16 protein-coding genes are annotated in these 20773 nt (G+C 63.3%); 15 read left to right on the top strand and 1 reads right to left on the bottom strand.

Going from position 1 to position 20773, the window contains the following annotated elements; genetic code table 11:
* Positions 1-204: 204 nt before the first annotated feature.
* Positions 205-834 (bottom strand): LysE family translocator, encoded by a 630-nt coding sequence (locus HBR94_RS17205; protein ID WP_057959064.1) that lies wholly within the window; start codon positions 832-834, stop codon positions 205-207.
* A gap of 159 nt (positions 835-993) precedes the next feature.
* Here HBR94_RS17205 and HBR94_RS17210 point away from each other — a divergent pair, with 159 nt between their 5' ends.
* From HBR94_RS17210 to HBR94_RS17280, 15 genes are all read left to right on the top strand, one after another.
* Positions 994-1509, top strand: coding sequence for a sigma-70 family RNA polymerase sigma factor (locus tag HBR94_RS17210; RefSeq protein WP_057959063.1), 516 nt, complete (start codon positions 994-996; stop codon positions 1507-1509).
* Entirely contained in the window at positions 1496-2464 is a 969-nt protein-coding gene (locus tag HBR94_RS17215) for a FecR domain-containing protein (RefSeq protein ID WP_057959062.1), read from the top strand. The genes HBR94_RS17210 and HBR94_RS17215 overlap by 14 nt, the downstream gene beginning before the upstream one ends.
* Before the next feature lie 98 nt (positions 2465-2562).
* Positions 2563-5046: a TonB-dependent receptor gene (locus HBR94_RS17220; RefSeq protein ID WP_057959061.1), complete on the top strand. Its 2484-nt coding sequence runs from the start codon at positions 2563-2565 to the stop codon at positions 5044-5046.
* Between the two features lie 397 nt (positions 5047-5443).
* Complete coding sequence (locus HBR94_RS17225; RefSeq protein ID WP_170045257.1) at positions 5444-6883, top strand: undecaprenyl-phosphate glucose phosphotransferase; 1440 nt, start codon at positions 5444-5446, stop codon at positions 6881-6883.
* Positions 6883-8346: a mannose-1-phosphate guanylyltransferase/mannose-6-phosphate isomerase gene (locus HBR94_RS17230; protein ID WP_170045258.1), complete on the top strand. Its 1464-nt coding sequence runs from the start codon at positions 6883-6885 to the stop codon at positions 8344-8346. The genes HBR94_RS17225 and HBR94_RS17230 overlap by 1 nt, the downstream gene beginning before the upstream one ends.
* Entirely contained in the window at positions 8346-9257 is a 912-nt protein-coding gene (locus HBR94_RS17235; RefSeq protein WP_170045259.1) for a glycosyltransferase, read from the top strand. The genes HBR94_RS17230 and HBR94_RS17235 overlap by 1 nt, the downstream gene beginning before the upstream one ends.
* A gap of 6 nt (positions 9258-9263) precedes the next feature.
* Positions 9264-10085: a polysaccharide biosynthesis/export family protein gene (locus tag HBR94_RS17240; RefSeq protein ID WP_057439114.1), complete on the top strand. Its 822-nt coding sequence runs from the start codon at positions 9264-9266 to the stop codon at positions 10083-10085.
* A 76-nt stretch (positions 10086-10161) separates the two neighbouring features.
* Positions 10162-12141: an exopolysaccharide transport family protein gene (locus HBR94_RS17245; RefSeq protein WP_057439115.1), complete on the top strand. Its 1980-nt coding sequence runs from the start codon at positions 10162-10164 to the stop codon at positions 12139-12141.
* Entirely contained in the window at positions 12141-13319 is a 1179-nt protein-coding gene (locus HBR94_RS17250; RefSeq protein ID WP_170045260.1) for a glycosyltransferase, read from the top strand. Before HBR94_RS17245 ends, HBR94_RS17250 begins: the two co-directional genes overlap by 1 nt.
* The gene (locus HBR94_RS17255) at positions 13319-14659 is read left to right on the top strand and encodes a beta-xylosidase (RefSeq protein ID WP_170045261.1); all 1341 of its coding nucleotides are present in this window, start codon (positions 13319-13321) and stop codon (positions 14657-14659) included. Before HBR94_RS17250 ends, HBR94_RS17255 begins: the two co-directional genes overlap by 1 nt.
* 25 nt (positions 14660-14684) lie before the next feature.
* The gene (locus tag HBR94_RS17260; RefSeq protein WP_170045262.1) at positions 14685-15899 is read left to right on the top strand and encodes a glycosyltransferase family 4 protein; all 1215 of its coding nucleotides are present in this window, start codon (positions 14685-14687) and stop codon (positions 15897-15899) included.
* On the top strand, positions 15890-16993 hold the full coding sequence (locus tag HBR94_RS17265) for a glycosyltransferase family 1 protein (RefSeq protein WP_057959057.1): 1104 nt from the start codon (positions 15890-15892) through the stop codon (positions 16991-16993). Before HBR94_RS17260 ends, HBR94_RS17265 begins: the two co-directional genes overlap by 10 nt.
* Complete coding sequence (locus tag HBR94_RS17270; protein WP_170045263.1) at positions 16993-18390, top strand: O-antigen ligase family protein; 1398 nt, start codon at positions 16993-16995, stop codon at positions 18388-18390. Before HBR94_RS17265 ends, HBR94_RS17270 begins: the two co-directional genes overlap by 1 nt.
* A complete protein-coding gene (locus HBR94_RS17275; protein WP_057959055.1) occupies positions 18387-19208 on the top strand; it encodes an acyltransferase in 822 nt (273 codons plus the stop codon). The genes HBR94_RS17270 and HBR94_RS17275 overlap by 4 nt, the downstream gene beginning before the upstream one ends.
* Positions 19208-20614 carry a lipid II flippase MurJ gene (locus tag HBR94_RS17280; protein ID WP_170045264.1) on the top strand — a complete coding sequence of 469 codons (1407 nt, stop codon included), beginning with the start codon at positions 19208-19210 and terminating at the stop codon, positions 20612-20614. The genes HBR94_RS17275 and HBR94_RS17280 overlap by 1 nt, the downstream gene beginning before the upstream one ends.
* The last annotated feature ends 159 nt before the right edge of the window (positions 20615-20773 follow it).

The raw sequence follows: 20773 nt of genomic DNA on the forward strand, positions 1-20773 counted from the left end.
ACATTGATGTTGACTGACCCACTGCTTTCGCGAGCAAGCCCGCTCCCACAGGGGATGTGCGTCGGAGCAGAAGCTTGGGCCACACCACAAATCAGAGGTGGGAGCTGGCTTGCCTGCGATGACGGTATACCAGCCGCCAAAAATAGTGGCTGAACCGCCGCTATCGCGGGCAAGCCCGCTCCCACAAGGAGAGGCACCTGCCGTCTACAAGGTGCGTGGCATCAGCGCCAGGCGCACGGCCAATACTGTCAGCACCGTGGCCAACCCCCATTTCTGCAAGCCGGCGGTTCTTTTACTGCCGGCGAAAAACCGGCTGATCGCCCCGCCAAAAACCCCGAGCACGGCATGAAACACACCGGCAATCAGCGTCAGGACCAGGCCCAACTGCACCAATTGCAGGGCAATGGGCCCGGCCTCGGGCTTGACGAACTGCGGCAGGAACACCATGAAAAACAGCAGCGCCTTGGGGTTGAGCAGGCTATTGAGCATGGCGCGCATAAACACCCCGCCCAGGCGTACCCGCACAACCTGGGCGGTGTCCAGGGATGGCTTTTTTTGCAGGGTCTTGAACGCCAGCCACAGCAGGTAGACCACGCCGGCATAGCGAATCAGGTCAAAGGCCGGCGGCCAACTGGCCACCAGGGCGGTGACGCCAGTGGCGGTCAAGGCAGTCAGCAGCAGGTCCGCCACCCCGATCCCCAGGCCGGCCGCCACTCCACCCCGCCAGCCATAACTCACGCCATGACTGATGACAAAGGCCATGTTCGGCCCGGGCGACAGCAGCAACAGCAGCACGGAACCAGAGAAAACCGCCAGGGTTGCGAGATCGATCATGCTCAACTCATCCGCCAGGGAAAACCCAAGATTAGTCTCACCGCGCCCCCCGCGACCAGCCTCCAGGCACAACACCTGAAGATAGGTGATTGCCCAATGCCACGGGCCACGTCTAGAATGCGAACCGTTATCAATTAAGACGCCTGCGCCAGGACGACTATGTCGAGCGAATACCCAGCGGATCATGCGGCAATCGGCCAGCTCTACCAGGCCCACCATTCCTGGTTGCATGGCTGGTTGAAGCGGCGCACCGGTTGTCGCGAGCATGCCGCCGACCTGGCCCAGGAAACCTTCGTCCGCCTGCTCAATAGCCGCAAGCAGCACAGTTTGCTGCAACCCCGGGCCTACCTGAGCAGCATTGCCCGCAGCCTGATGATCGACCAGTATCGGCGGCGCGAACTGGAACGCGCCTACCTCGACAGCCTGGCCCATTTCCCCGAACACCAAGCCCCTTCGCCAGAAACCCGCCTGCTGATCCTCGACAGCCTGGAGCGCATTGACCGCCTGCTCGACCAACTCAAGCCACGGGTGCGCGAAGCCTTTTTGCTGGCGCAACTGGACGGCCTGACCTGCCCGCAGATCGCCCAACGCCTGGGCGTGTCCAAGGCCACCGTGGAGCGCGACCTGGCCAAGGCCCTGCACGCCTGTTATCGGTTGCGCTATGCCGACTGCTGACCCGCGCCTGGTGGACCAGGCCATCCAATGGATGATCAAGCTGCGTTTCAACACCACCGATGACGCCAGCACCGCCGCGTTTGAACGCTGGCTGGCCAGCAGCGCCGAACACCAACTGGCCTGGCAGCGGGTCGCGACGATGAATGATGATTTTCGCCATCTGCCCGCCCAACTCGGTCGCCAGACCCTGGACAGCGCGCGCCGACGAATCAGCCGCCGCGAGGGTTTGAAGCTGCTGGGCCTGGTGGCCGGGGCCGCCGGATTGACCTGGCTGGGCCGCGACTACACGCCGCTGCCGGGGCTGCTGGCCGAGTACCGCACGGCCACCGGAGAGCAGCGCTGGATCAGCCTGGATGACGGCAGCCGTATCCAACTCAACAGCGCGAGCGCCATCGACACTGCGTTCAACCGCGAACGGCGCCTGGTGCAGCTACGCCAGGGCGAGATGCTGATTGATACCGGCAGCGATGGTCGTTCGCCCCGACCCTTCTGGGTACAGACCCACAACGGTTATCTGCGGGCCCTCGGTACGCGCTTTATGGTCCGCGAAGAACCCCAGGGCACGCTGCTCGCGGTGCAACAGGGCCAGGTCGCGGTGTTTGCCGGGCACGCATCGGGCGCTGCCCGGCAAGTCGTCGCGTCCGGCGAACAGGTGTTGTTCAACCGCCTCGCAATTTATCCGCCACCCGCCACTGGCCTCGACCCCTGGGCCTGGAGCGACGGCGTGATCAGCGCGCGCAATATGCGCCTGGATGACTTCCTCAGCGAACTGGGTCGCTACCGCCACGGCGTGTTGCGTTGCAGCGAGGCCGTCGCCGGCCTGCGTGTGTCCGGCACTTATCAGGTGGGCGACACCGATCAGGTGCTGGCGTTGGTGGCCCAGGCATTACCGGTCAGTGTCACTTACCGCAGCCGCTATTGGGTCACGGTCACCCCGCGCACCGCCCGCTCCTGAAAAATAAATGAGGTGAATTCTCATTGCCGTTCGACCTGTAAGGAAAGGCCGATCAACAGGCCCGTTCTGTCCACTTCCTTCAGGAGCAACCCGCGGTCATGCAAGCGTTCCCCTCAAAAAAATCCCCCCTGCGCCAAGCCGTCAATGCCGCCCTGCTGGGTGCCTGCCTGGCAAGTGCCCTGCCCGGCGGCGCCCTGGCCCAGGAGCCGGCACGCGACAGCCAGACCCGCGCCTGGAACATTGCCCCTGGCCCACTGTCCAGCGCCCTGGATCAATTCGCCCGTCAGGCCGGCATCAGCCTGTCTTTTGACGCCAACAGCGTGGCCGGCAAGCACAGCGCGGGCCTCAACGGCGCACTCGACAGCGAGCAGGCCCTCGGCCAACTGCTCCAGGACCAAGGCCTGCAAGCCCAGCGCCAAAGCGACAACAGCTGGTTGCTGCTCCCGTCGGTGGGTGAATCCGGCGCGCTGAACCTTGGCGCCACCACCGTCACCGGCGAACGCCTGGGGGCCACCACCGAAGGCAGCGGTTCCTACACCACCGGCGCGGTGACCATCGGCAAGGGCCAGCACAGCCTGCGGGAAACCCCGCAATCGGTGAGTGTGATGACCCGCAAGTTGATGGATGACCAGAACATCCACACCATCGACCAATTGCTGGAGCGCACGCCGGGGATCACCACCTACGAATCGCCCATGGGCGGCAAGTATTTCTATTCCCGCGGCTTCAAGATGCTCGGGCAGTACCAGTACGACGGCGTGCCGCTGGATATGGGCAAGGACTATGTCCAGGCCGACAGCTTCACCGCAAACATGGCGCTGTATGACCGGGTGGAAGTGCTCAAGGGCGCCGCCGGCATGCTCAAGGGTGCCGGCACCGCCAGTGGCGCGGTGAATTTCGTGCGCAAGCGGCCCCAGGACAAGCCCACCACCAGCCTCACGCTGTCGGCCGGCACCTGGGACAACTACCGCGCCGAAGTGGATACCGGCGGCCCGCTGAACGACAGCGGCACCGTGCGCGGCCGGGCAGTGGTCAGCCAGCAGAATCGCGGTTCGTACATGGATATTGCCAAGCGCCAGGACCAGGCCATCTACACCGCCCTGGACATGGATATCAGCCCCGACACCACCCTCGGTTTCGGCGCCAGCTACGAAGACGTCGACGCCACGCCGTGCTGGGGCGGCATCCCGCGCTACAGCGACGGCAAGAGCATCGGCCTGAGCCGCTCCACCTGCCTGGGCCAGTCCTGGAACGACTGGCAAAGCCGGCGCACCACGCTGTTCGCCGACCTGACCCACCACTTCAATGACGACTGGAAACTCAAGGTCAGCGCCGTCCACAGCCGCAACCTGCAAGACATCAAATACGCCGCCAGCGAAGGCACCGTGGCCTATGGCGATCCGGCCCCCACGGCCAACAGCTACGCCGCCCTGTTTGACTACGATCACAAGGACTATGGCCTGGACGCCTACATCGACGGCAAGTTCGAAGCCTTTGGCCTGGAGCATGAGCTGATCCTTGGCGCCAACGGCAGCCGTGGCAGCCAGGACGATGTGTACGCGATCCGCAACCTGCCCCAGCGCCAGACCATCTACCAGCCCAACCATCACTTCCCGGAGCCGGCCGACGACACGTTCTGGCCGAATATGTACCGCGGCGGCACGGTCAAGGAGACCGCCACCCAGTACGGCACCTACGCCACCCTGCGCCTGCGGCTGGCCGAGCCGTTGCTGCTGGTGGTCGGCAGCCGCGTCAGTTGGTTTGAAAACCGCCGCCAGTCCAACAACCTGGCCTGGGGCGAGTGGAGCGTGCAGGATGCGCGCACCAAGGAAACCGGTGAAGTCACACCCTTTGCCGCGCTGATCTATGACCTCAACGACAACCTCTCGATCTATACCAGCTACGCCGATATCTTCCAGCCACAAAGCTCCTACGCCACCGTCAGCGGCGCGGCCCTGAAGCCGAAGATCGGTGAGAACTACGAGCTGGGGATCAAGGGCGAATGGTTCGACGGGCGCCTCAACAGCTCCCTGGCACTGTTCCGCGCGATCGAGAAAAACGCTGCCGAGACCGACTACATCGCCCACTGCGGCACCTCGGCCGACGGCTTCTGCTACAGCGACACCGGCAAGGTCCGCGCCCAGGGCGTCGAGGCCGAGATCAGCGGCGAACTGCTTGAACGCTTGCAAGTCTTCGGCGGCTATACCTACACCCAGACCAAGACCCTGAACAATATCGACAGCCAGGCCGAGGGCCGGGCCTCCACCAGCTACGTGCCACGCCATATGTTCCGGCTGTGGGGCGATTACCAATTGGATGGTGCCCTGTCGAAATGGACAGTGGGCAGCGGCGTCAGCGCCCAAAGCAGCAACTATCGGGTCCAGACCATCAAGCTGGAACAACCCGGTTACGCCTTGTGGAGCGCGCGCCTGGCGTATCGGGTCGATAACACCTGGACCGTGGCGTTGAACGGCAACAACCTGTTCGACAAAAACTACTACCAGACCGTGGGGACCGCGTCCTGGGGTAACTTCTACGGCGAGCCGCGTAACGTCACCGTGAGCCTCAAAGGCGACTTCTGATCCCCATCCCCCGGTAGGGGCCGGCCAGCCGGCTCCTATCCCCGTCAAAAAAGCTTTGCCCGCCCGGCAGGATAATTGGCGTTTTTGTTCCTACACTGCAAAAAGCCATCACTCATTCTCAATAAATCTGAAAAACCAACAACAAATGTCAACAAACCGTCACGACAAGAGTATCTTATGACACTCGACGGCGAAACCCTTGCGAAATGTCAAAACCTTGACATAGCACCCATAAGAAGCCATTATTTAGCCACTATTTAGCAAAGCACCTGCACCTAGACAAGTCATTGCGCGTTACCCAGCGAAAGCAGTCGTTCGCATTGCGCCACTTATAAGCAACTGCCTTATGGATGAGCGAACGAACAGGAAGTCCTGGTGGTGCATTGAGGGATGATTTATGCGTGAGAAGTCGTCAGTCGATAGCCTGTTTCTGACTCGTACCGGTTTTGTTGAATTCTTTGTGGTTTTCGTCAAGTTAATCCACGGCCTGACAGCGGTCCTGCCGGCGATGATCCTGTTGTTCTACCCGGATCCAGTCGACCCGCAAATGCGTGGCCACTACCTGGGCCTGCTGCTGTTTTTTGCGATCCTGACCATTATTCTGTTCCAGGCCCTGGGGGTGTACTCCGAGGACTTGTTCAGCAACCGCCTGCGTTTTCGCGTGATGCTGGTCGCGTGGATCTCGGCGTTTTGCATCCTGCTGTTCATGTACCAGATCCTGCTCCTGTTCCCGCAGTTGAGCCCGCGCAACCTGATGTTCTGGTTCAGCCTGAGCCTGGTGCTGTTTGGTGTGGAGCGCATCCTGATGCTGCGCCTGTACCGCAACCTGATGAAGAACGGCAAGTTCCTGCAGCGCACGGTGATCCTCGGCTTTACCGACACCGCCATCCATGTGGCCGAACACCTGTCGCGCAACAGTGATATCCGCTCCGGCCTGATCGGTTTTATCGACGACCGCACCGAACGCATTCCCAAGGAACTGAGCAGCCTGCCGTTGCTGGGCAACACCCGCGACCTGGAAAAGCTGATCAGGTCCGAACAGGTCAACCAAGTGATGATCACCCTGCCCTGGGCCGCCGAGCAGCGCGTCAACGGGCTGGTCAAGCGCCTGCGGCAGATGTCGGTCAACGTCATGCTGGTGCCGGATATGGCCGCCCTGCGTTATGGCCACAACCGCATTACCGATGTCGGCGGCATCTTGATGTTCAATACCTCGCAACTGCCGCTGCGCGGTTGGTCACCGTTTATCAAGCGCTGTGAAGACCTGCTGCTGGCCGGTGCCGGCCTGCTGCTGTTGTCACCGATCATGTTGGTGACCGCCATTGCCATCAAGCTCGACTCCAAAGGCCCGGTGCTGTTTCGCCAGAAGCGCTACGGCTACAACGACAACCTGATCCGGGTGTTCAAGTTCCGCTCGATGTACGTCGACCAGACCGACTTCAACGCCGAGTGCCAGACCACCCGCAGCGACCCGCGCATCACCCGCGTCGGGCGGATTATCCGCAAGACCAGCATCGACGAGCTGCCGCAACTGTTCAATGTGTTGCTGGGCAACATGTCGATGGTCGGCCCGCGCCCCCATGCCACCGCCACCAAGGCCGCCGGGATTCCGTTCGAGGAAGCGGTCAGCGAGTACAGCTCGCGGCACCGGGTCAAACCGGGCATCACCGGGTGGGCGCAGATCAATGGCTACCGGGGTGAAACCGACACCCTGTTCAAGATTCAGAAACGGGTCGAATACGACCTGGAATACATCGCCAAATGGTCGGTGTGGTTTGACCTGTACATCGTTTTCATGACGGTCCCGGCCGTCCTTTCCACCAAGGAAGTCTATTGATGAACCCTCTCAACGGATTGATTCCCTGCATCATTTCCGGTGGCTCGGGCACGCGGCTGTGGCCGGTTTCGCGGCAGAACATGCCCAAGCCGTTCATGCGCATGCACGACGACCAGAGCCTGTTGCAGAAAACTTTCCTGCGCGCCAGCCACCTGCCGGGGGTCGACAGCGTGCTGACGGTGACCAACCGCGACCTGCTGTTTCGCACCCTCGACGATTACCGCGCGGTCAACACCGGCCAACTGGGCCTGGACTTGCTGCTCGAACCGTTTGGCCGCAACACCGCAGCGGCCATCGCGGTCGCCGCGCTGCATGTGCAGGAGTTTTTCGGCGGCGATGCGCAGTTGCTGGTGATGCCGGCCGACCACCTGATCCTCGATGAAAGCGCCTTCGCCCAGGCCGTGGCCCAGGCCCGCGAATTGGCCGACGCCGGCTATCTGGTGACCTTCGGCATCCAGCCCGATCGCCCCGAGACCGGCTTTGGCTATATCGAACAAGGCGCGGCGCTGGCCCAAGGCTTCCGTGTCCAGCGTTTCGTCGAAAAACCCGACCTGGCCACCGCCCAAGGCTACTTGGACGGCGGCAAGCACCTGTGGAATGCCGGAATGTTCTGCTTCAAGGCCGCCACCGTGCTCGACGAGCTGGCGACCCACGCCCCGGCCGTACTGGACGCGGCCAAGGCGGCGCTGGAGCACAGCACCAGCCTGCAGAACAGCAGCAGCCGCCAGCGCGAACTGAACCCGCAAGGCTTTGGCACCGCGCCGGACATCTCCATCGACGTGGCCCTGATGGAAAAATCCGCCCAGGTCGCCGTAGTGCCCTGCGATATCGGCTGGAGCGATATCGGCTCCTGGGAAGCCCTGCGCCAGCTGACCCCCAGTGACGGCAACGGCAACCAGATCAATGGCGAAGCGATCCTGCACGACGTGCACAACTGCTATATCGACTCGCCCAAGCGCGTACTCGGTGCGGTCGGGGTGCGTGACCTGATCATCGTCGACACCCCCGACGCGATCCTGATCGCCGACGCCAACCGCAGCCAGGATGTGCGCCATATCGTCGCCGAGCTCAAGCGCCAGAACCATCCCGCGTTCAGCCTGCACCGCACCGTCACACGGCCCTGGGGCACCTACACGGTGTTGGAGGAAAGCACCCGCTTCAAGATCAAGCGCATCGTGGTCAAGCCCAAGGGTTCGTTGTCTTTGCAAATGCACCACCACCGCAGCGAACACTGGGTGGTGGTCAGCGGCGCGGCAATGATCACCAATGGCGAGCGCGAGATCCTGCTCAACATGAACGAGTCCACCTATATTCCCGCCGGGCACAAACACCGCCTGACCAACCCCGGCATCATCGACCTGGTGATGATCGAGGTGCAGAGCGGCGAATACCTGGGTGAAGACGACATCGTGCGCTTCGACGATATCTACGGCCGCACGCCCGCCAGCGAGCCCAAGCCCTGATGCGGACTTCACTGATCATTCCGACCCGCAACGCCGCCAGCCACCTCGACCGGCTGCTGCCGGCGCTGCGCATGCAGACCCTGCAACCCGACGAGATGCTGGTCGTGGACAGCGCATCGAGCGATGCCACGGTGGCGCGCTTTCGCGAGTTCGGTGCGCGTGTCGAAGTGATCGCCGCCCGCGACTTCAACCACGGCGGCACCCGTCGCTGGGCCAGCGAGCAAGTGGGCGGCGACGCCCTGATCGTGATGACCCAGGACGCGATCCCGGCCGAGCCCGAGACCTTTGCCAAGCTGCTCGCCGAGCTGCAACAGGACCCACTCAACGGTGTCGCCTATGGCCGCCAACTGCCGCATCCCGGTGCGGGGGTGTTGGGTGCGCAGTCGCGCCACTTCAATTACCCGGCCCACAGCCGCAGCAAAAGCCTGGCCGATGCACCGCAGCTGGGGATCAAGACCTGCTTCAGCTCTGACTCGTTTTCCGTGTACCGGCGCAGCGCCCTGGAGGCCGTGGGCGGCTTCCCCGCCGATGTGATCGGCAGCGAGGACGCCTACGTCGCCGCACGCATGCTACTGGCGGGCTGGAAGGTGCAGTACGCCGCCAGCGCCCAGGTCTATCACTCCCACGATTACCGACTCATGGATGAGTTTCACCGCTACTTCGACATTGGGGTGTTCTACGGCCGCGAGCCGTGGATCCGCCAGGCGTTTGGCGACGCCGGCGGTGAAGGTAAACGCTATGTACTGGCCGAATTACGTGCCTTGCGCAAGGCCAACGCCTCGCACCGCGCCCCCGAAGTGGTGGTGCGCAGTGCCTTTAAATTGCTGGGCTATCGCCTCGGCCACCTTGAACGCTACCTGCCCAAATCGCTCAAGCAGCGCCTGGGCATGTTTTCCACCTACTGGACTTGAGCCGTCATGAAGACTACCAACCGACGTTCCCGTCTTACCCTGTTCAGCCTGTTGAGTGCCTCGATCTGGCTGGCTGGTTGTTCGACCCCTGCGCGGGTGCCGCTTCCTGACAACAACACGCTCAAGGCCGGCCACCAGGCGGCGCTGACCTTGGCCGACCTGCCGCCCCCGCAGGTGCTGATCCAGAGTGGCGACCTGTTGCGCATCGTGCGCGATGCCCAGGAGCCGGCGGCGGCCGACGACATGACAGTGTTCGTCGTACGCCCCGACGGCGTGATCTCCATCCCCAACATCGGTCGGGTCAAGGCGGCATTGCGCACGCCGGAAGACCTCGGCAAGGAAATCACCGACAAGTACAAGCGCATCTACCGCGAGCCGGCAGTGACGGTGAACATCGCCAGCGCCCCGAGCAACAAGGTGTTTATCGGTGGTGCGGTGCCGAACCCGGCGTTTTTCGACCTGGCGGGGAATGTCAGTGTGGAGCAGGCGTTGCTTAGTTCCGGGGGGGTGTTGTCCTCGGCGGATGCCTCCAACGTGGCCCTGATGCGTACGGGTCCGGATGGCAAGTACAAGACCTACTTCATCAGCTTGAACAACATGCTGACCGATCCCAATCACCCACGGGTGGCCCTGCAGCGTGGCGACCTGATCTATGTGCCGCAGTCGGGTATCGGCGCCACTGTGGAAGCCGTGGATATGTACTTCACCCGCCTGTTCCCGATCAACAAGGGCATTGGTGTGGGCCTGAACTACGACCTCAACGACAGTGGCGTGAAGAACAGCGGCAACACCATCTACAACAACCCAGTCATCAACGCAGGCCAATGATTATGGACCAGGCTTCGTATCACTCGAACCGACTGTTCCCGTCTGGCGTACACCACATATTCAATGGAGTGATCCTGTGATCGAAATCCGCTCTCTACGCGACCTCTTGCGGTTGTTTTTCATCTTCCGCCGCGAGTTCAAACTGGCCGTGATCACCACGATTGTGGTGGCCGTGTTGGGTGCCTTCCTGTTGCCGGCTCGCTACGAGTCCGACGCGCGCTTGCTGGTCAAGCCGGGACGGGACAACACCACGTTGCCGATCGAAGCCGCCAACCGCCAGACGCTGATTGCGCCTAGCACCCAGCACGACCCGATCGTCGATGAGGAGAAGATGCTCACCGGCCGGCCCATCGTGCACATCGTTGCCGAGCGCTACCTGGCAATGACGTCCGAGCCGCCACAGGGCTTCTGGAAAGTCACCAAGTTCTACGTCAAGAAAGCCGCCGGTGAAGTACTGGATGCGGTGCGCAGCGTCCTGCAATTCGTCGGCCTGGCCGAGAAGCAAAGCCCGCTGGAACGCCTGGCGACCAAGCTGGAGAAGAACTTCGAAGCCGGCCACGAACCGGGCTCCTCGGTGATCGAAATTTCCTTCACCTGGGACGATCCGGCCATCGCGCAGAAAGTCGTCGAGACCTGGGTCGATGCCTACCTGGAAGAACGCGCGCGGATTCTCGGGCGCAAGAGCCTGCATACCTTCTATGAAACCGAACGCAGCAAGGTCGCGACCAACATCCAGGGGCTCAAGGATGAACTGCAGGGCCGCTTGAAGCAGATCGACTCGATCAGCGTGGACGCGCGCCTGAAAAACCTGACCAACCAGATCGACCGTGTCACCGACGCCAAAGTCACCGCGCAAAACCAGATCGCGGGGATCCGCAGCTTCCTGGCCAACGCCAGCCAGCAGATCAAGAACCAGCCGGCCGAAGTGGTCACTGGCCGGGAAACCAGCCTCAACCCGACCCAGTTGGACCTCAAGCGCCAGCTCAATGCCCTGCAAGTAGAACGGGCGCGCCTGCTGCGCACCTATCTGCCGAACACACCGCAGGTCAATCAGATCGAGCAGAACATCCGCGACATGGAAGCCCTCAGCGCCCAGGAAGCGACACGCCTGGAACGCTCGCAAAACACCGCGCCCAACAGCCTGGTGATCAACGTCAAGCAGCAGATCATCGACGCCCAGTTGCAGGAGCGCAAACTGGCCGGGGAAATCGAGAACTACGACAAGACCCTCGCCGAACTGCGCGCCCAGCGTGACCAGGCGATGACCGATGAACCTGAGCTGAACAAGCTGACCCAGCAACTGCGCACCGCAGAGAAAAGCTACGCGTTGTACTCGGAAAACCTCGAACAGGCGCGCATCGACCACGCACTGGACAGCAGCCAGATCAGCAACATCGCCCTGATCGAACACGCCACCCTCAACCCGGCGCGCGTGTTTCCCAAGAGCCTGCTGATTCTGCTGTTCACCATTCCTGCCGGCCTGGCCGTCGGTTTGCTGACCATCTACGTGCTGTACCTGCTGGACCAGCGCATCCACGACGGCGCGCGCTTGCAGGAAGTGTTCGGTGTACCGCTGTGGAGCAGCATCCCCGATGTGCAGCACGCGACACCGGCCGCCCTCACCGCCAGCATCTATCGCTTGTACAGCCTGCTACCCGCCGAGCGCATCGCCAGCGAGGGCTTTGCCCTGGGCCTGACCTCGGCACGGCACGGCGAAGGCGTGAGTTTTATCATCGAGCAACTCAAGCGCCTGCTCGAAGAGCGTGGCCACCGGGTCTCGGTCAACGGCACTGAAGCGGCAAAGCCGGGTGAAGTGTTGCTGCTGGACGCCTCGGCCTTGTCGTCCAACCCGCAGGCGTTCCTCACCCTGCGCCGCGCCGAGCAGATTGTGCTGGTGATCGAAGCCCGCACCAGCACCGTGCCGACCATCGAGAACGCCCTGTCGCTGCTGACCACTGCGTTCGGCAAAGTGGATGGGATGATCCTCAACCGCCGCCGTTTTGAAGTGCCGGCCAATGTTCTGGCACGGCTCAACAGCTGGCGCGGTGCGGCCTGATGCGCATTGCGTTGCTGGCGCCACTGCCACCGGAGCAGACCGGGATCGCCGACTACGCTGCGCACTTGCGCAGCGCGTTGCGCGAACGGGGCCTGGAGGTGCTGACGCCTCTGGAAGGTTGCCTGGACCTGGCTGAACAATTGCGGCGCCTGCAGGCCTTTGACTGGCGCAGTGTGGACCTGGTGCATGCCGAACTGGGCGGCGGACGCTTTGCCGAGTTCCAGGCCCTGGACTACTTGCGCCGGGCCCAGCCGCAATTGCCGCTGACCGCCACTGTGCATGATCCGGAGCGCCTGATCTGGCGCCGGGCCAAGCTGTTTTTCCCGCTGACCCTGCTCGAACACCTGCCCCACCCGCTGCCCCAGGCGGCGGCGTTGCTCGCCGATCCATTGACCCTTTACGAAGAACGGCGCCTGGCCAAAAGCATGCGCCGCCTGATCACCCTCACCCGCCTGGGTGGCGATTGCTTGCGCCAGCGCATGGGGCTAAAACCTGAGCAAGTGGCGGTGATTGCCCACGGCAACCTGCCCATTGCCCCTGTGGCCTTGCCGCCGTTGCAACCGTTGCGCCTGCTGTATTTCGGCTTTATCTACCGCGGCAAGGGCATCGAAGATCTGCTGCAGGCCCTGGCCCGCTCCCTGAGCGCCCACCCGCAATGCCGTGGCCAGGTGCGCCTGACCCTGGCCGGTGGCACCGCGCCGGAGATGACCTTCGACCCCGCCGGCAATTACCTTGAGGGCCTGCGCCAACTGATCACCACCCTGCACCTGGGCGATGTGGTGGACTGGCAACTGGACCTGCCTTCAGCCGACATTCCCCATACCATCCAGGCCCACCATGTGATGGTGCTGCCGTATCGTGAATCGAAAAAACTCGGTTTCCTCGGCCAGATGCGCGGCACCAGTGGCGCACTGTCCTGGGCCAACGCCTGCGGGCGCGGGGTGATTACCTCCAATGCCCGCGCCTTCGCCGAAGAAGTCGCCGGTGGCAATGGCATCACCTATCAACAGGGGGATATCGCCTCGTTGAGCGATGCCCTGAACCGCCTGATCCTCGACCCGCAACAGGCCCGCCAATGGGCCGACCACGCCGCCGACATCGGCCGGCAGCGCCAGTGGTCCAGCACCGCCCAACGCTTTGCCGAGTTGTTCCAGGCCGCAGTCAAGGAGCCTTTGTGATGAATGTTTCGTCAACTCGCCGGATGTGGCGCTACCTGCCACTGGTCATTGCAATGGCCGTGGGCGGCGCACTGCTGCTCAGTGAAAACGTCGACGCGGAGCCCGTGAACCTGGCGCCCCAGCGCACTGTGGAGTGGCGCGAGTTCCTCGGGGTGAACGCGCATTTTCTGTGGTTCAAGCCCGAGCAGTACCAGAAGCAGATCCGCCAATACCAGAAACTGGGGCTGGACTGGGTGCGCGTCGACCTGCACTGGGACCGCCTGGAGCCCAAGGAAGAAGATTATCAACTGAGCACCTTCGATGAATTGGACCGCACCCTGACTGCCGAGAAAATCCGCTCGGTGTTCTACCTGGTGGGTTCGGCGCCGTTTATCACCACCGCCCCCAAAGGCGCAGAATTCCAGGACCAATACCGCCCGCGAGACGCCAGTGTGTACGCCCTGCGTCTGGCCCTGTTGGCCAAGCGCTACCCGAATATCAACGCCTGGCAGGTGTGGAACGAGCAGAACCTGCCGAACAACTGGCGCCCGCAAGTGAATGCCGAGGAATACGCGCGCTTGCTGCTGGCCAGTCACCAGGCACTGAATATCGCCGCACCAGACAAGATCCAGGTGATGGGCGGCATGGCCTACTACAGCCAGATGCCCCCGCGCGGCAAAACCCTGATGTTTGAAGCCCTCGGCGCGCTGGGCGTGCAAACCCTGGGCATGGTCGCGGCGTATCACCCGTACTCGATGACCCCGGAAACCGACGAACCGGGCAAGAATGAAGTGCTGCTGCGCGGCGACCAACTCAACGCCGTGCTGCACGGTGCCGGAGTCAAGGATGTGTGGGCCACCGAGTGGGGCTGGTCCAGCTATGCCGGGCCCAAGGAGATGCAGGACCTGATCGGCGTCGACGGCCAGGCCGATTTCACCTTGCGCCGCCTGGCGCTGATGGCGTCCCAGGATTACCAGAAGATTTTCCTGTTTGCCCTGTCCGACCTGGATGAACGCGCCTCCGTACGTGACCAGCACTATGGCCTGCTGGACCTCAACGGTGAACCGAAGCCGGTCTACAGCGCCCTCGCCCGCTTCCTGGAGATCACCGGGCCGACGCTCAAGCCGGGGGTCACCCCCGTGCTCGAGGACGTACCCAAGACTTTTTACAGCGTGGCCTGGACCCGCGAAGACGGCAAACACCTGTTGATGTACTGGAGCGCGGAAGGCACCCGCATCACCTTGCCCAAAGTGCAGCACGCCGAACTGCTGGACCCGCTGACGGGCGCCAGGCAGACCCTTAACGATTACAACGGCATTCGCCCCGCGGTGAAACCGTCGTTGCAGATATTGGTGTGGTAGCACGCCCAGGCATGGAGAGCTGCACGTGAGAATCCTGTGGATTGTGCCCTATCTGCCGTGGCCGATGACCAGCGGCGGCAAGACCCGGCAGTACCATTTGCTGCGTACCTTGAGTGAGCGCGGGCATCGCATCACCTTGCTGGTGCAATCGAAGACGCCGGCCGATGCGGCTGTGCACGCGGCCCTGGAGCCCTTGCTCGAGCGCCTGATCGTGGTGCCGCGCCGGGCCCTGAAACACCCCATGACCCTGCTCGCCGGGGTGTTTGCGCCCTGGCCGCTGCTGACCACGGTCAACGGCCTGTCGCCGGTGTTGCAGGCGCGCTTTAGCGAACTGCTGAAGGAAACCTGGGATGTGATCCAGGTCGAGCACAGCTACAGCCTGCAACCGTACTTCACCCTCTTGCAGCAGCAAGCGCGGGATTTCGTGCTCACCGAGCACAACCTGGAATCGAGCCTGGGCGGCGCCACCTATGACCGCTTTCCAAAATGGGCCGCGCCGTTCGTGCGCTACGACCAGTGGCGCTGCCAGCAGTGGGAGCGCAAGGCGTTTGACGCGGCGTGCCATGTGGTTGCCGTGACCCAGGCCGATGCCCAGGCTATCGGGCAACTGACCACGACCCCGGTGAGCGTGGTGGTCAATGGGGTCGACAGCCGGGCCTTCAGCGACGTCAGCGCCGACCCGCAGAGCCAGCGCCTGTTGTTTGTCGGCAACTACGAATACGCGCCGAACCTGGACGCGGTGCAGTGGCTGCTCGACGACATCTTCCCGCGGGTCTGGTTGCAATGCCCCAGCGCCCGCCTGGCGGTGGCCGGCTTCGGCTTGCCCGCACACTGGCGCGAGCGCTGGGCGGACGATCGTATTGAATGGCAGGGTTTTGTTCCCGACCTCACCGCGTTGCAGCGCCGCTGTGCAGGGTTTGTCGCCGCGCTGCGCCATGGCGGCGGCTCCAAACTCAAAGTGCTGGAGGCAATGGCCGCCGGCCTGCCGCTGGTGAGCACCGCCCAGGGTGTGTCCGGGCTGGCGGTTGAGCCGCAGGTGCATTACCTGGCCGGCGAAAGCGCCGAGGCCCTGGCCGATGGGATTGTGCGCCTGCTGGACGAACCGACGCTGGCCCGGCAACTGGCGCAGGCTGCGCGCGACTATGCGCGCAACCATCACGACTGGGCGGTGGCCGGTAATGAACTGGAGCAGATCTACCGCACCTTGCCCACCCAACAGGAGCCTCAAGCATGCGCGTAGCCCTGGATTACCGCCCGGCCACGGTCGCGCCTTCGTCGGGCATCGCCCGCCAGGTGCTGGCCCTGGAACACGCCTTGCGCGCCCGGGACAACACTGAAGTGGTGCTGTTTACCGAAGCGCCGCTTGATCATCCCCAGCGCGACACGGCGGTTTGCCCGGCCTGGGCCAGCCCCCTGGAGGGCCTGCAACGGCCTCAGGTGCGCTGGCGCTTCGAGCGCGGCTTCCTGCCCCGGGAAATCCACCAACAGCAGATCGACCTGTACATCGCCACGGCCAACATGGGCCTGCCCTTGTGCCGCAAACCCGCCGGCACCCGCTATGTGCTGGTGCTGCATGATCTGTTTCAACTAACCCACCGCAACTTCCATCGCTCCCGCCTCAAGGCCCTGGCCTACCGCCTGATCGACGGCGCGTCGATTGCCTGGTCGGTGTGGCAAGCCGACCGGGTGTGGTGCCCGTCGCAGTTCTCGTGCGATGAGGCTGCGCGCCTGTTTCCCTGGGCGCGGGCCAAGTTCCGCGTGTTGAATAACCTGGTGCCGGAGTTCACCGAGGCCCCCGAGCCGTTGCCCGAAGGCATTCCGCCGCGCTACTGGCTGGTGGTGGGTACCCGTGAGCCGCGCAAAAACATGGCGTTTTTCCTGGCGCAATGGCAGGCCAGCCGCGCCCAGGACCCGAACGTGCCCGACCTGGTACTGGTCGGCCACGCCAGCGATGTGCCGGCGTCCCTGGGCGAGTTGCCCGGCCTGCATTGGCGCAGTGGCTTGTCCGACGGCCAGTTGCAGGCGCTGTACCGGCATGCCGCGTACCTGTGGCAGCCGTCCTATGCCGAGGGGTTTGGTTTGCCGGTGGTGGAAGCGCTGAGTGTCGGCACGCCGGTCGCGGTTGCCCGTGGCTCGGCCCTGGATGAAGTGGCGCCGCCCACCGCACAGCGTTTTGCCCCCGACGACGCCGGTCAACTGCAAACGTTGATGGTGTCACTGGCTGCACCGGGGGGCACGGTCGACCCCGAACTGCAACGCACATGGGCCCGGCAATTTGCCGAACCGGCCTATCGCCTGCGCCTGGATAAACTGCTCAAGGAATTGAACCGCTAATGCTGCCAGGAAAACTCGTTAGTCTGCTCCTGGGCCTGGTCTTCGGCGGCCTGCTGTTGGCACTGCCGCCGATGAAGGTCTTTATGATCGTGGTCGGCCTGGGCGTGGCGCTGACCCTGATCCGCAAACCGCTGTGGGGCTTGCTGATTTTTGCCGTCTTGGCCACCAGCATTCCCTACACCACCTTGCAACTGGGGATCCGCACCACCATCAGCGAGGCGGTGCTGGGCCTGACCTGGGCCGGGGTGTTCTGGCAATCGTTTATCGGCAAGACCCGCGGTTTCATGGTCTGGCGCCCCACGGAACGGGCGTTAATGTGGCTGATGCTGTTCAGCACCATCCCGTTTATCTGGGGCATGATCATCATCCACGCCGAGGGCAACGGCCCGGTGAACTGGGTGCGCTGGCTGATGAACCTGTCGCTGCTGTTTATCGTGCCGTTGCTGCTGCGCACCGATGCCGACCGCGACAAGGTGGTGGTCGCCCTGCTGCTGGGCAACCTGGCGATGCTGTTGCTGTCGATTTTCATGTTCCTCAAGACGCGCAACGCGATGTCGATGATCGACATTCTCACCGACCTCAAGTACGCCCACCCGGAGGCGGTGAAGGACATCTTCTCGGCCAACTACAAGCGCATGGCCTCGCCCTGGGTTCACCCGAACCTGACCGGTGGCGTGCTGGTGCTGTTTATCCCGCTGGCGCTGTTCTACGGCTGGACCCGCACCGGCTGGCGCCGCGCCCTGGGCCTGGCGGTGGCGGTACTGGGTTGCGCCGGCCTGCTGCTGAGTATCTCCCGGGGCGCGATTGTGGCACTGGCGCTGATCCTGATCTGGCTGACCTACAAGCGCGTGCCTCACAGCGGGCGGATCATCGGTATCGGCGCGGCTTTTGTGATCGCCCTGGTGCTGTTCTATCCGCCGCTGCAGGACCGTTTGATGACGATGTTCTCGACCACCAACGCCAGTACCGAGATCCGTTTCGACGAGTACGCCGGGTTCCCCGATGTAATGGCCAAGTACCCGTTGGGGATCGGTTTCAAGATCGACCCACCGGTGCCGGGCAGCAACTTGTTGGGAATTTCCAACCTGTGGCTGAACTTCATCTACAAGATTGGTATTCCGGGGATGCTGTTGTTCATCGCCATCACCGTATTGTGGTGGCGTGAAGTGCGACCGCTGGGCATGGTGCGCAAGGTCACCGCCGACAACGCCCTGTGGCTGGGTTGCGTGTGCGGCGTGCTGGCGGCGCTGCTGACCGGGATTTTCGACCACTACTTCAGCTTCACCTTTGTATTGATCGCGCTGTTCTGGCTGTTGATGGGCATCAGCCTGCAACAGGTGCGCCTGAGCCCGACCATTACTGCTCCTGTTTCCGTGCCAAAGGATGACCGACCATGAAACATCGCACTATTCACTCCCCCGACCTGCGTGACCGCCTGCCCGCCCTGGCCAGCGAACTTGGTGCAAGCCTGGAAGACTTGCAGGACGGCCTGGCCTGGTGCCTGGCCAACGAGGTGGTTTTTGAAGAGGGCGAAGGCGAGAACAAGCGCTTCTGGATGACCTCTTTCGATGTGGAACCGACTATCGAGCATCCGGTGGCACGTCGGCTGTTCCATCGCATGAAACAGGATGTCCCGGCGCAGTTCCTGCCGATTTATGGCAAGAACTGGGCAACCCTCAAGGACCGCTGGCGCAGTGCCTGGGACATGGCCTACAACATCCTGATCAACAAGATCCCCAGCCACCACATACGCATCGGCTGGCTGCGCCTGGGCGGCGCGAAGATCGGCAAGGGGTCGAGCCTGTGGCGCAACACTGAGGTGCTGGGCATCCACAACCTGAGGGTCGGCGACGACACGGTGATCGGCTGGCATTGCCAGGTGGATGCACGCTCTGGGCTGGTAATCGGCAACCATGTGGCGATTGCCTCCCATGTGCTGATCATCGCCGGCAGCCACGACTTGCAGGCGCCGGAGTTCTGGTCGATTTCCGGGGCGATTTATATCGACGACTATGTGTGGATCGGCAGCCGTGCGCTGATCGGTTTCGGCACCCACCTGTGCGAAGGCTCGGTGGTGACTGCCAATACCGTGGTGGCGAAAACCGTCGCGCCGTACAAAATTGTCGGCGGCACCGGTGCCAAAGTCATGGGCGAACGCGTTCGGGGGCTCAACTACAAGGTGGGTGGCAAGGGCCTGTTCACCCTGTTCCACTGATGTTTGGCAGCACCCTGTGGCTGACCCTGGCGACCCTCGCCGGGCTGGTGGCCGGCTTTGCCCGGGAATGGCTGCTGGTCGCAGCCTGGGGCGCGGGCAGCCGTAGCGACGGGTTTCTGGTGGCGGTGTTTTTACCCGAGGCGCTGCGCATGACCCTGGCCGCCGGTTTGCTCGCCGCTGCGGCCCTGCCCCTCTATCAACAACGGGATGCGCAACGCCAGCAAGCCTGGTTGGCCAGCCTGTCGCCGCGCCTGCTCGGCGTCGGCCTGGGCCTGTTCGCCCTGCTGGCCCTGGGCGCGCCGCTGTGGGTACGCCTGATCGGCCCGGGGCTGGACGCCGCCGCCCACGACCAGGCCGCCGCCAATCTGCGCTGGCTGGCCGCCTGTGCGCCGGGGCTGGTGATGCATGGCCTGTTCAGTATTCCGTTGCAGGCGCGCCAGCGCTTTGTGCTGCCGGGGCTGGGCTCGCTGCTGTTCAACCTGCCGCCGGTGCTGTACCTGTTTATCCGCGGCACGGCCAGCGACAGCGCGGAACTGGCAATGTGTTTTTTTGCCGGCAGTGTGTTGATGTGCCTGCCCTTGCTGGCACCGGTCTGGTCGTTCGGCTGGCGCCCCTGGCAGGTCAAGGGTGATGCCCTGGCCGGCCGCGAACTGCTGGGACGTATCGGCCCGCTGTTGGCGAGCAATCTCGCCAGCCAGGGCCTGGCCTTGCTCGAACGGCTGATCGCCAGCTACCTGGGCGAAGGTGCGGTGACCTGGGTCAACCTGGCGCGCAAGCTGATCAACCTGCCGCTGATTGCGCTGATGAGCCTCAACCAGGTATTGCTGGGGATGATGAGCGGTGAACAAGGCCAACAACGCCTGGCCTTGCTGCGCCGTGGCCTGGACGCCGCCACCCTGCTGAGCCTGCCCGCCGCCCTCGGCCTGATTGGCGCCAGCCCGGTGCTGATTCACCTGCTGATGCCCGCGCAAAGCGCCGACGGCCCGCTGCCCGCCCTGCTCGCCTGGTTCGCCACACCCCTGGTGTTCGGCGCCTGGAACGCCATGCTCGCACGCTATGCCTACGCCAGCGGCGACACACGCCTGCCACTCAAATGTGAACTGCTGGGCAGCCTGGTCAACGCCGGCCTGTTGGTATTGCTGCCGTACTTCTTCGGCCTGCCAGGCATTGCCTTGGCGGCCCTGGGTGGGGTGATCGTCACCAACCTGCTGCTGATGCAACGCCAACACCTGCTCGGGCAACTGGGCTGGCCGTTGCAGTGGGGCTTGAGTGTGGTGTTGCTGGGCATGGCGGCGCTGGTGCTGCACCCGCTGCATAACGATGGCTGGCAGCTGGGCTTAAGTACCTTGGCGGGCGCCGGGGTACTGGTGGGATTGGGGCTGTGGTTCAAGCCGTGGAAGGCTTGAGCTGCGAAAGCAAAGGCATAGCAAAAGCCAGCGCGCGGAGGTGCTGACTGCGATGGTGGTGTGTCAGCTAGCAGAAACAGTGCCTGGACCACCGCTATCGCGGGCAAGCCCGCTCCCACAGGGGGGTTCTGCCGGGCATAGAGTTTTGGCCACACCACC

The sequence above is a fragment of the Pseudomonas sp. WS 5412 genome, assembly GCF_012985615.1.
In the GTDB taxonomy this organism is placed as follows: domain Bacteria; phylum Pseudomonadota; class Gammaproteobacteria; order Pseudomonadales; family Pseudomonadaceae; genus Aquipseudomonas; species Aquipseudomonas shahriarae.

What these genes read in the sequence shown, in the direction of transcription:
- HBR94_RS17205 (WP_057959064.1), bottom strand. Translation starts at nt 834, where the DNA reads ATGATCGATCTCGCAACCCTGGCGGTTTTCTCTGGTTCCGTGCTGCTG.
- HBR94_RS17210 (WP_057959063.1), top strand. Translation starts at nt 994, where the DNA reads ATGTCGAGCGAATACCCAGCGGATCATGCGGCAATCGGCCAGCTCTAC.
- HBR94_RS17215 (WP_057959062.1), top strand. Translation starts at nt 1,496, where the DNA reads ATGCCGACTGCTGACCCGCGCCTGGTGGACCAGGCCATCCAATGGATG.
- HBR94_RS17220 (WP_057959061.1), top strand. Translation starts at nt 2,563, where the DNA reads ATGCAAGCGTTCCCCTCAAAAAAATCCCCCCTGCGCCAAGCCGTCAAT.
- HBR94_RS17225 (WP_170045257.1), top strand. Translation starts at nt 5,444, where the DNA reads ATGCGTGAGAAGTCGTCAGTCGATAGCCTGTTTCTGACTCGTACCGGT.
- HBR94_RS17230 (WP_170045258.1), top strand. Translation starts at nt 6,883, where the DNA reads ATGAACCCTCTCAACGGATTGATTCCCTGCATCATTTCCGGTGGCTCG.
- HBR94_RS17235 (WP_170045259.1), top strand. Translation starts at nt 8,346, where the DNA reads ATGCGGACTTCACTGATCATTCCGACCCGCAACGCCGCCAGCCACCTC.
- HBR94_RS17240 (WP_057439114.1), top strand. Translation starts at nt 9,264, where the DNA reads ATGAAGACTACCAACCGACGTTCCCGTCTTACCCTGTTCAGCCTGTTG.
- HBR94_RS17250 (WP_170045260.1), top strand. Translation starts at nt 12,141, where the DNA reads ATGCGCATTGCGTTGCTGGCGCCACTGCCACCGGAGCAGACCGGGATC.
- HBR94_RS17255 (WP_170045261.1), top strand. Translation starts at nt 13,319, where the DNA reads ATGAATGTTTCGTCAACTCGCCGGATGTGGCGCTACCTGCCACTGGTC.
- HBR94_RS17265 (WP_057959057.1), top strand. Translation starts at nt 15,890, where the DNA reads ATGCGCGTAGCCCTGGATTACCGCCCGGCCACGGTCGCGCCTTCGTCG.
- HBR94_RS17270 (WP_170045263.1), top strand. Translation starts at nt 16,993, where the DNA reads ATGCTGCCAGGAAAACTCGTTAGTCTGCTCCTGGGCCTGGTCTTCGGC.
- HBR94_RS17275 (WP_057959055.1), top strand. Translation starts at nt 18,387, where the DNA reads ATGAAACATCGCACTATTCACTCCCCCGACCTGCGTGACCGCCTGCCC.
- HBR94_RS17280 (WP_170045264.1), top strand. Translation starts at nt 19,208, where the DNA reads ATGTTTGGCAGCACCCTGTGGCTGACCCTGGCGACCCTCGCCGGGCTG.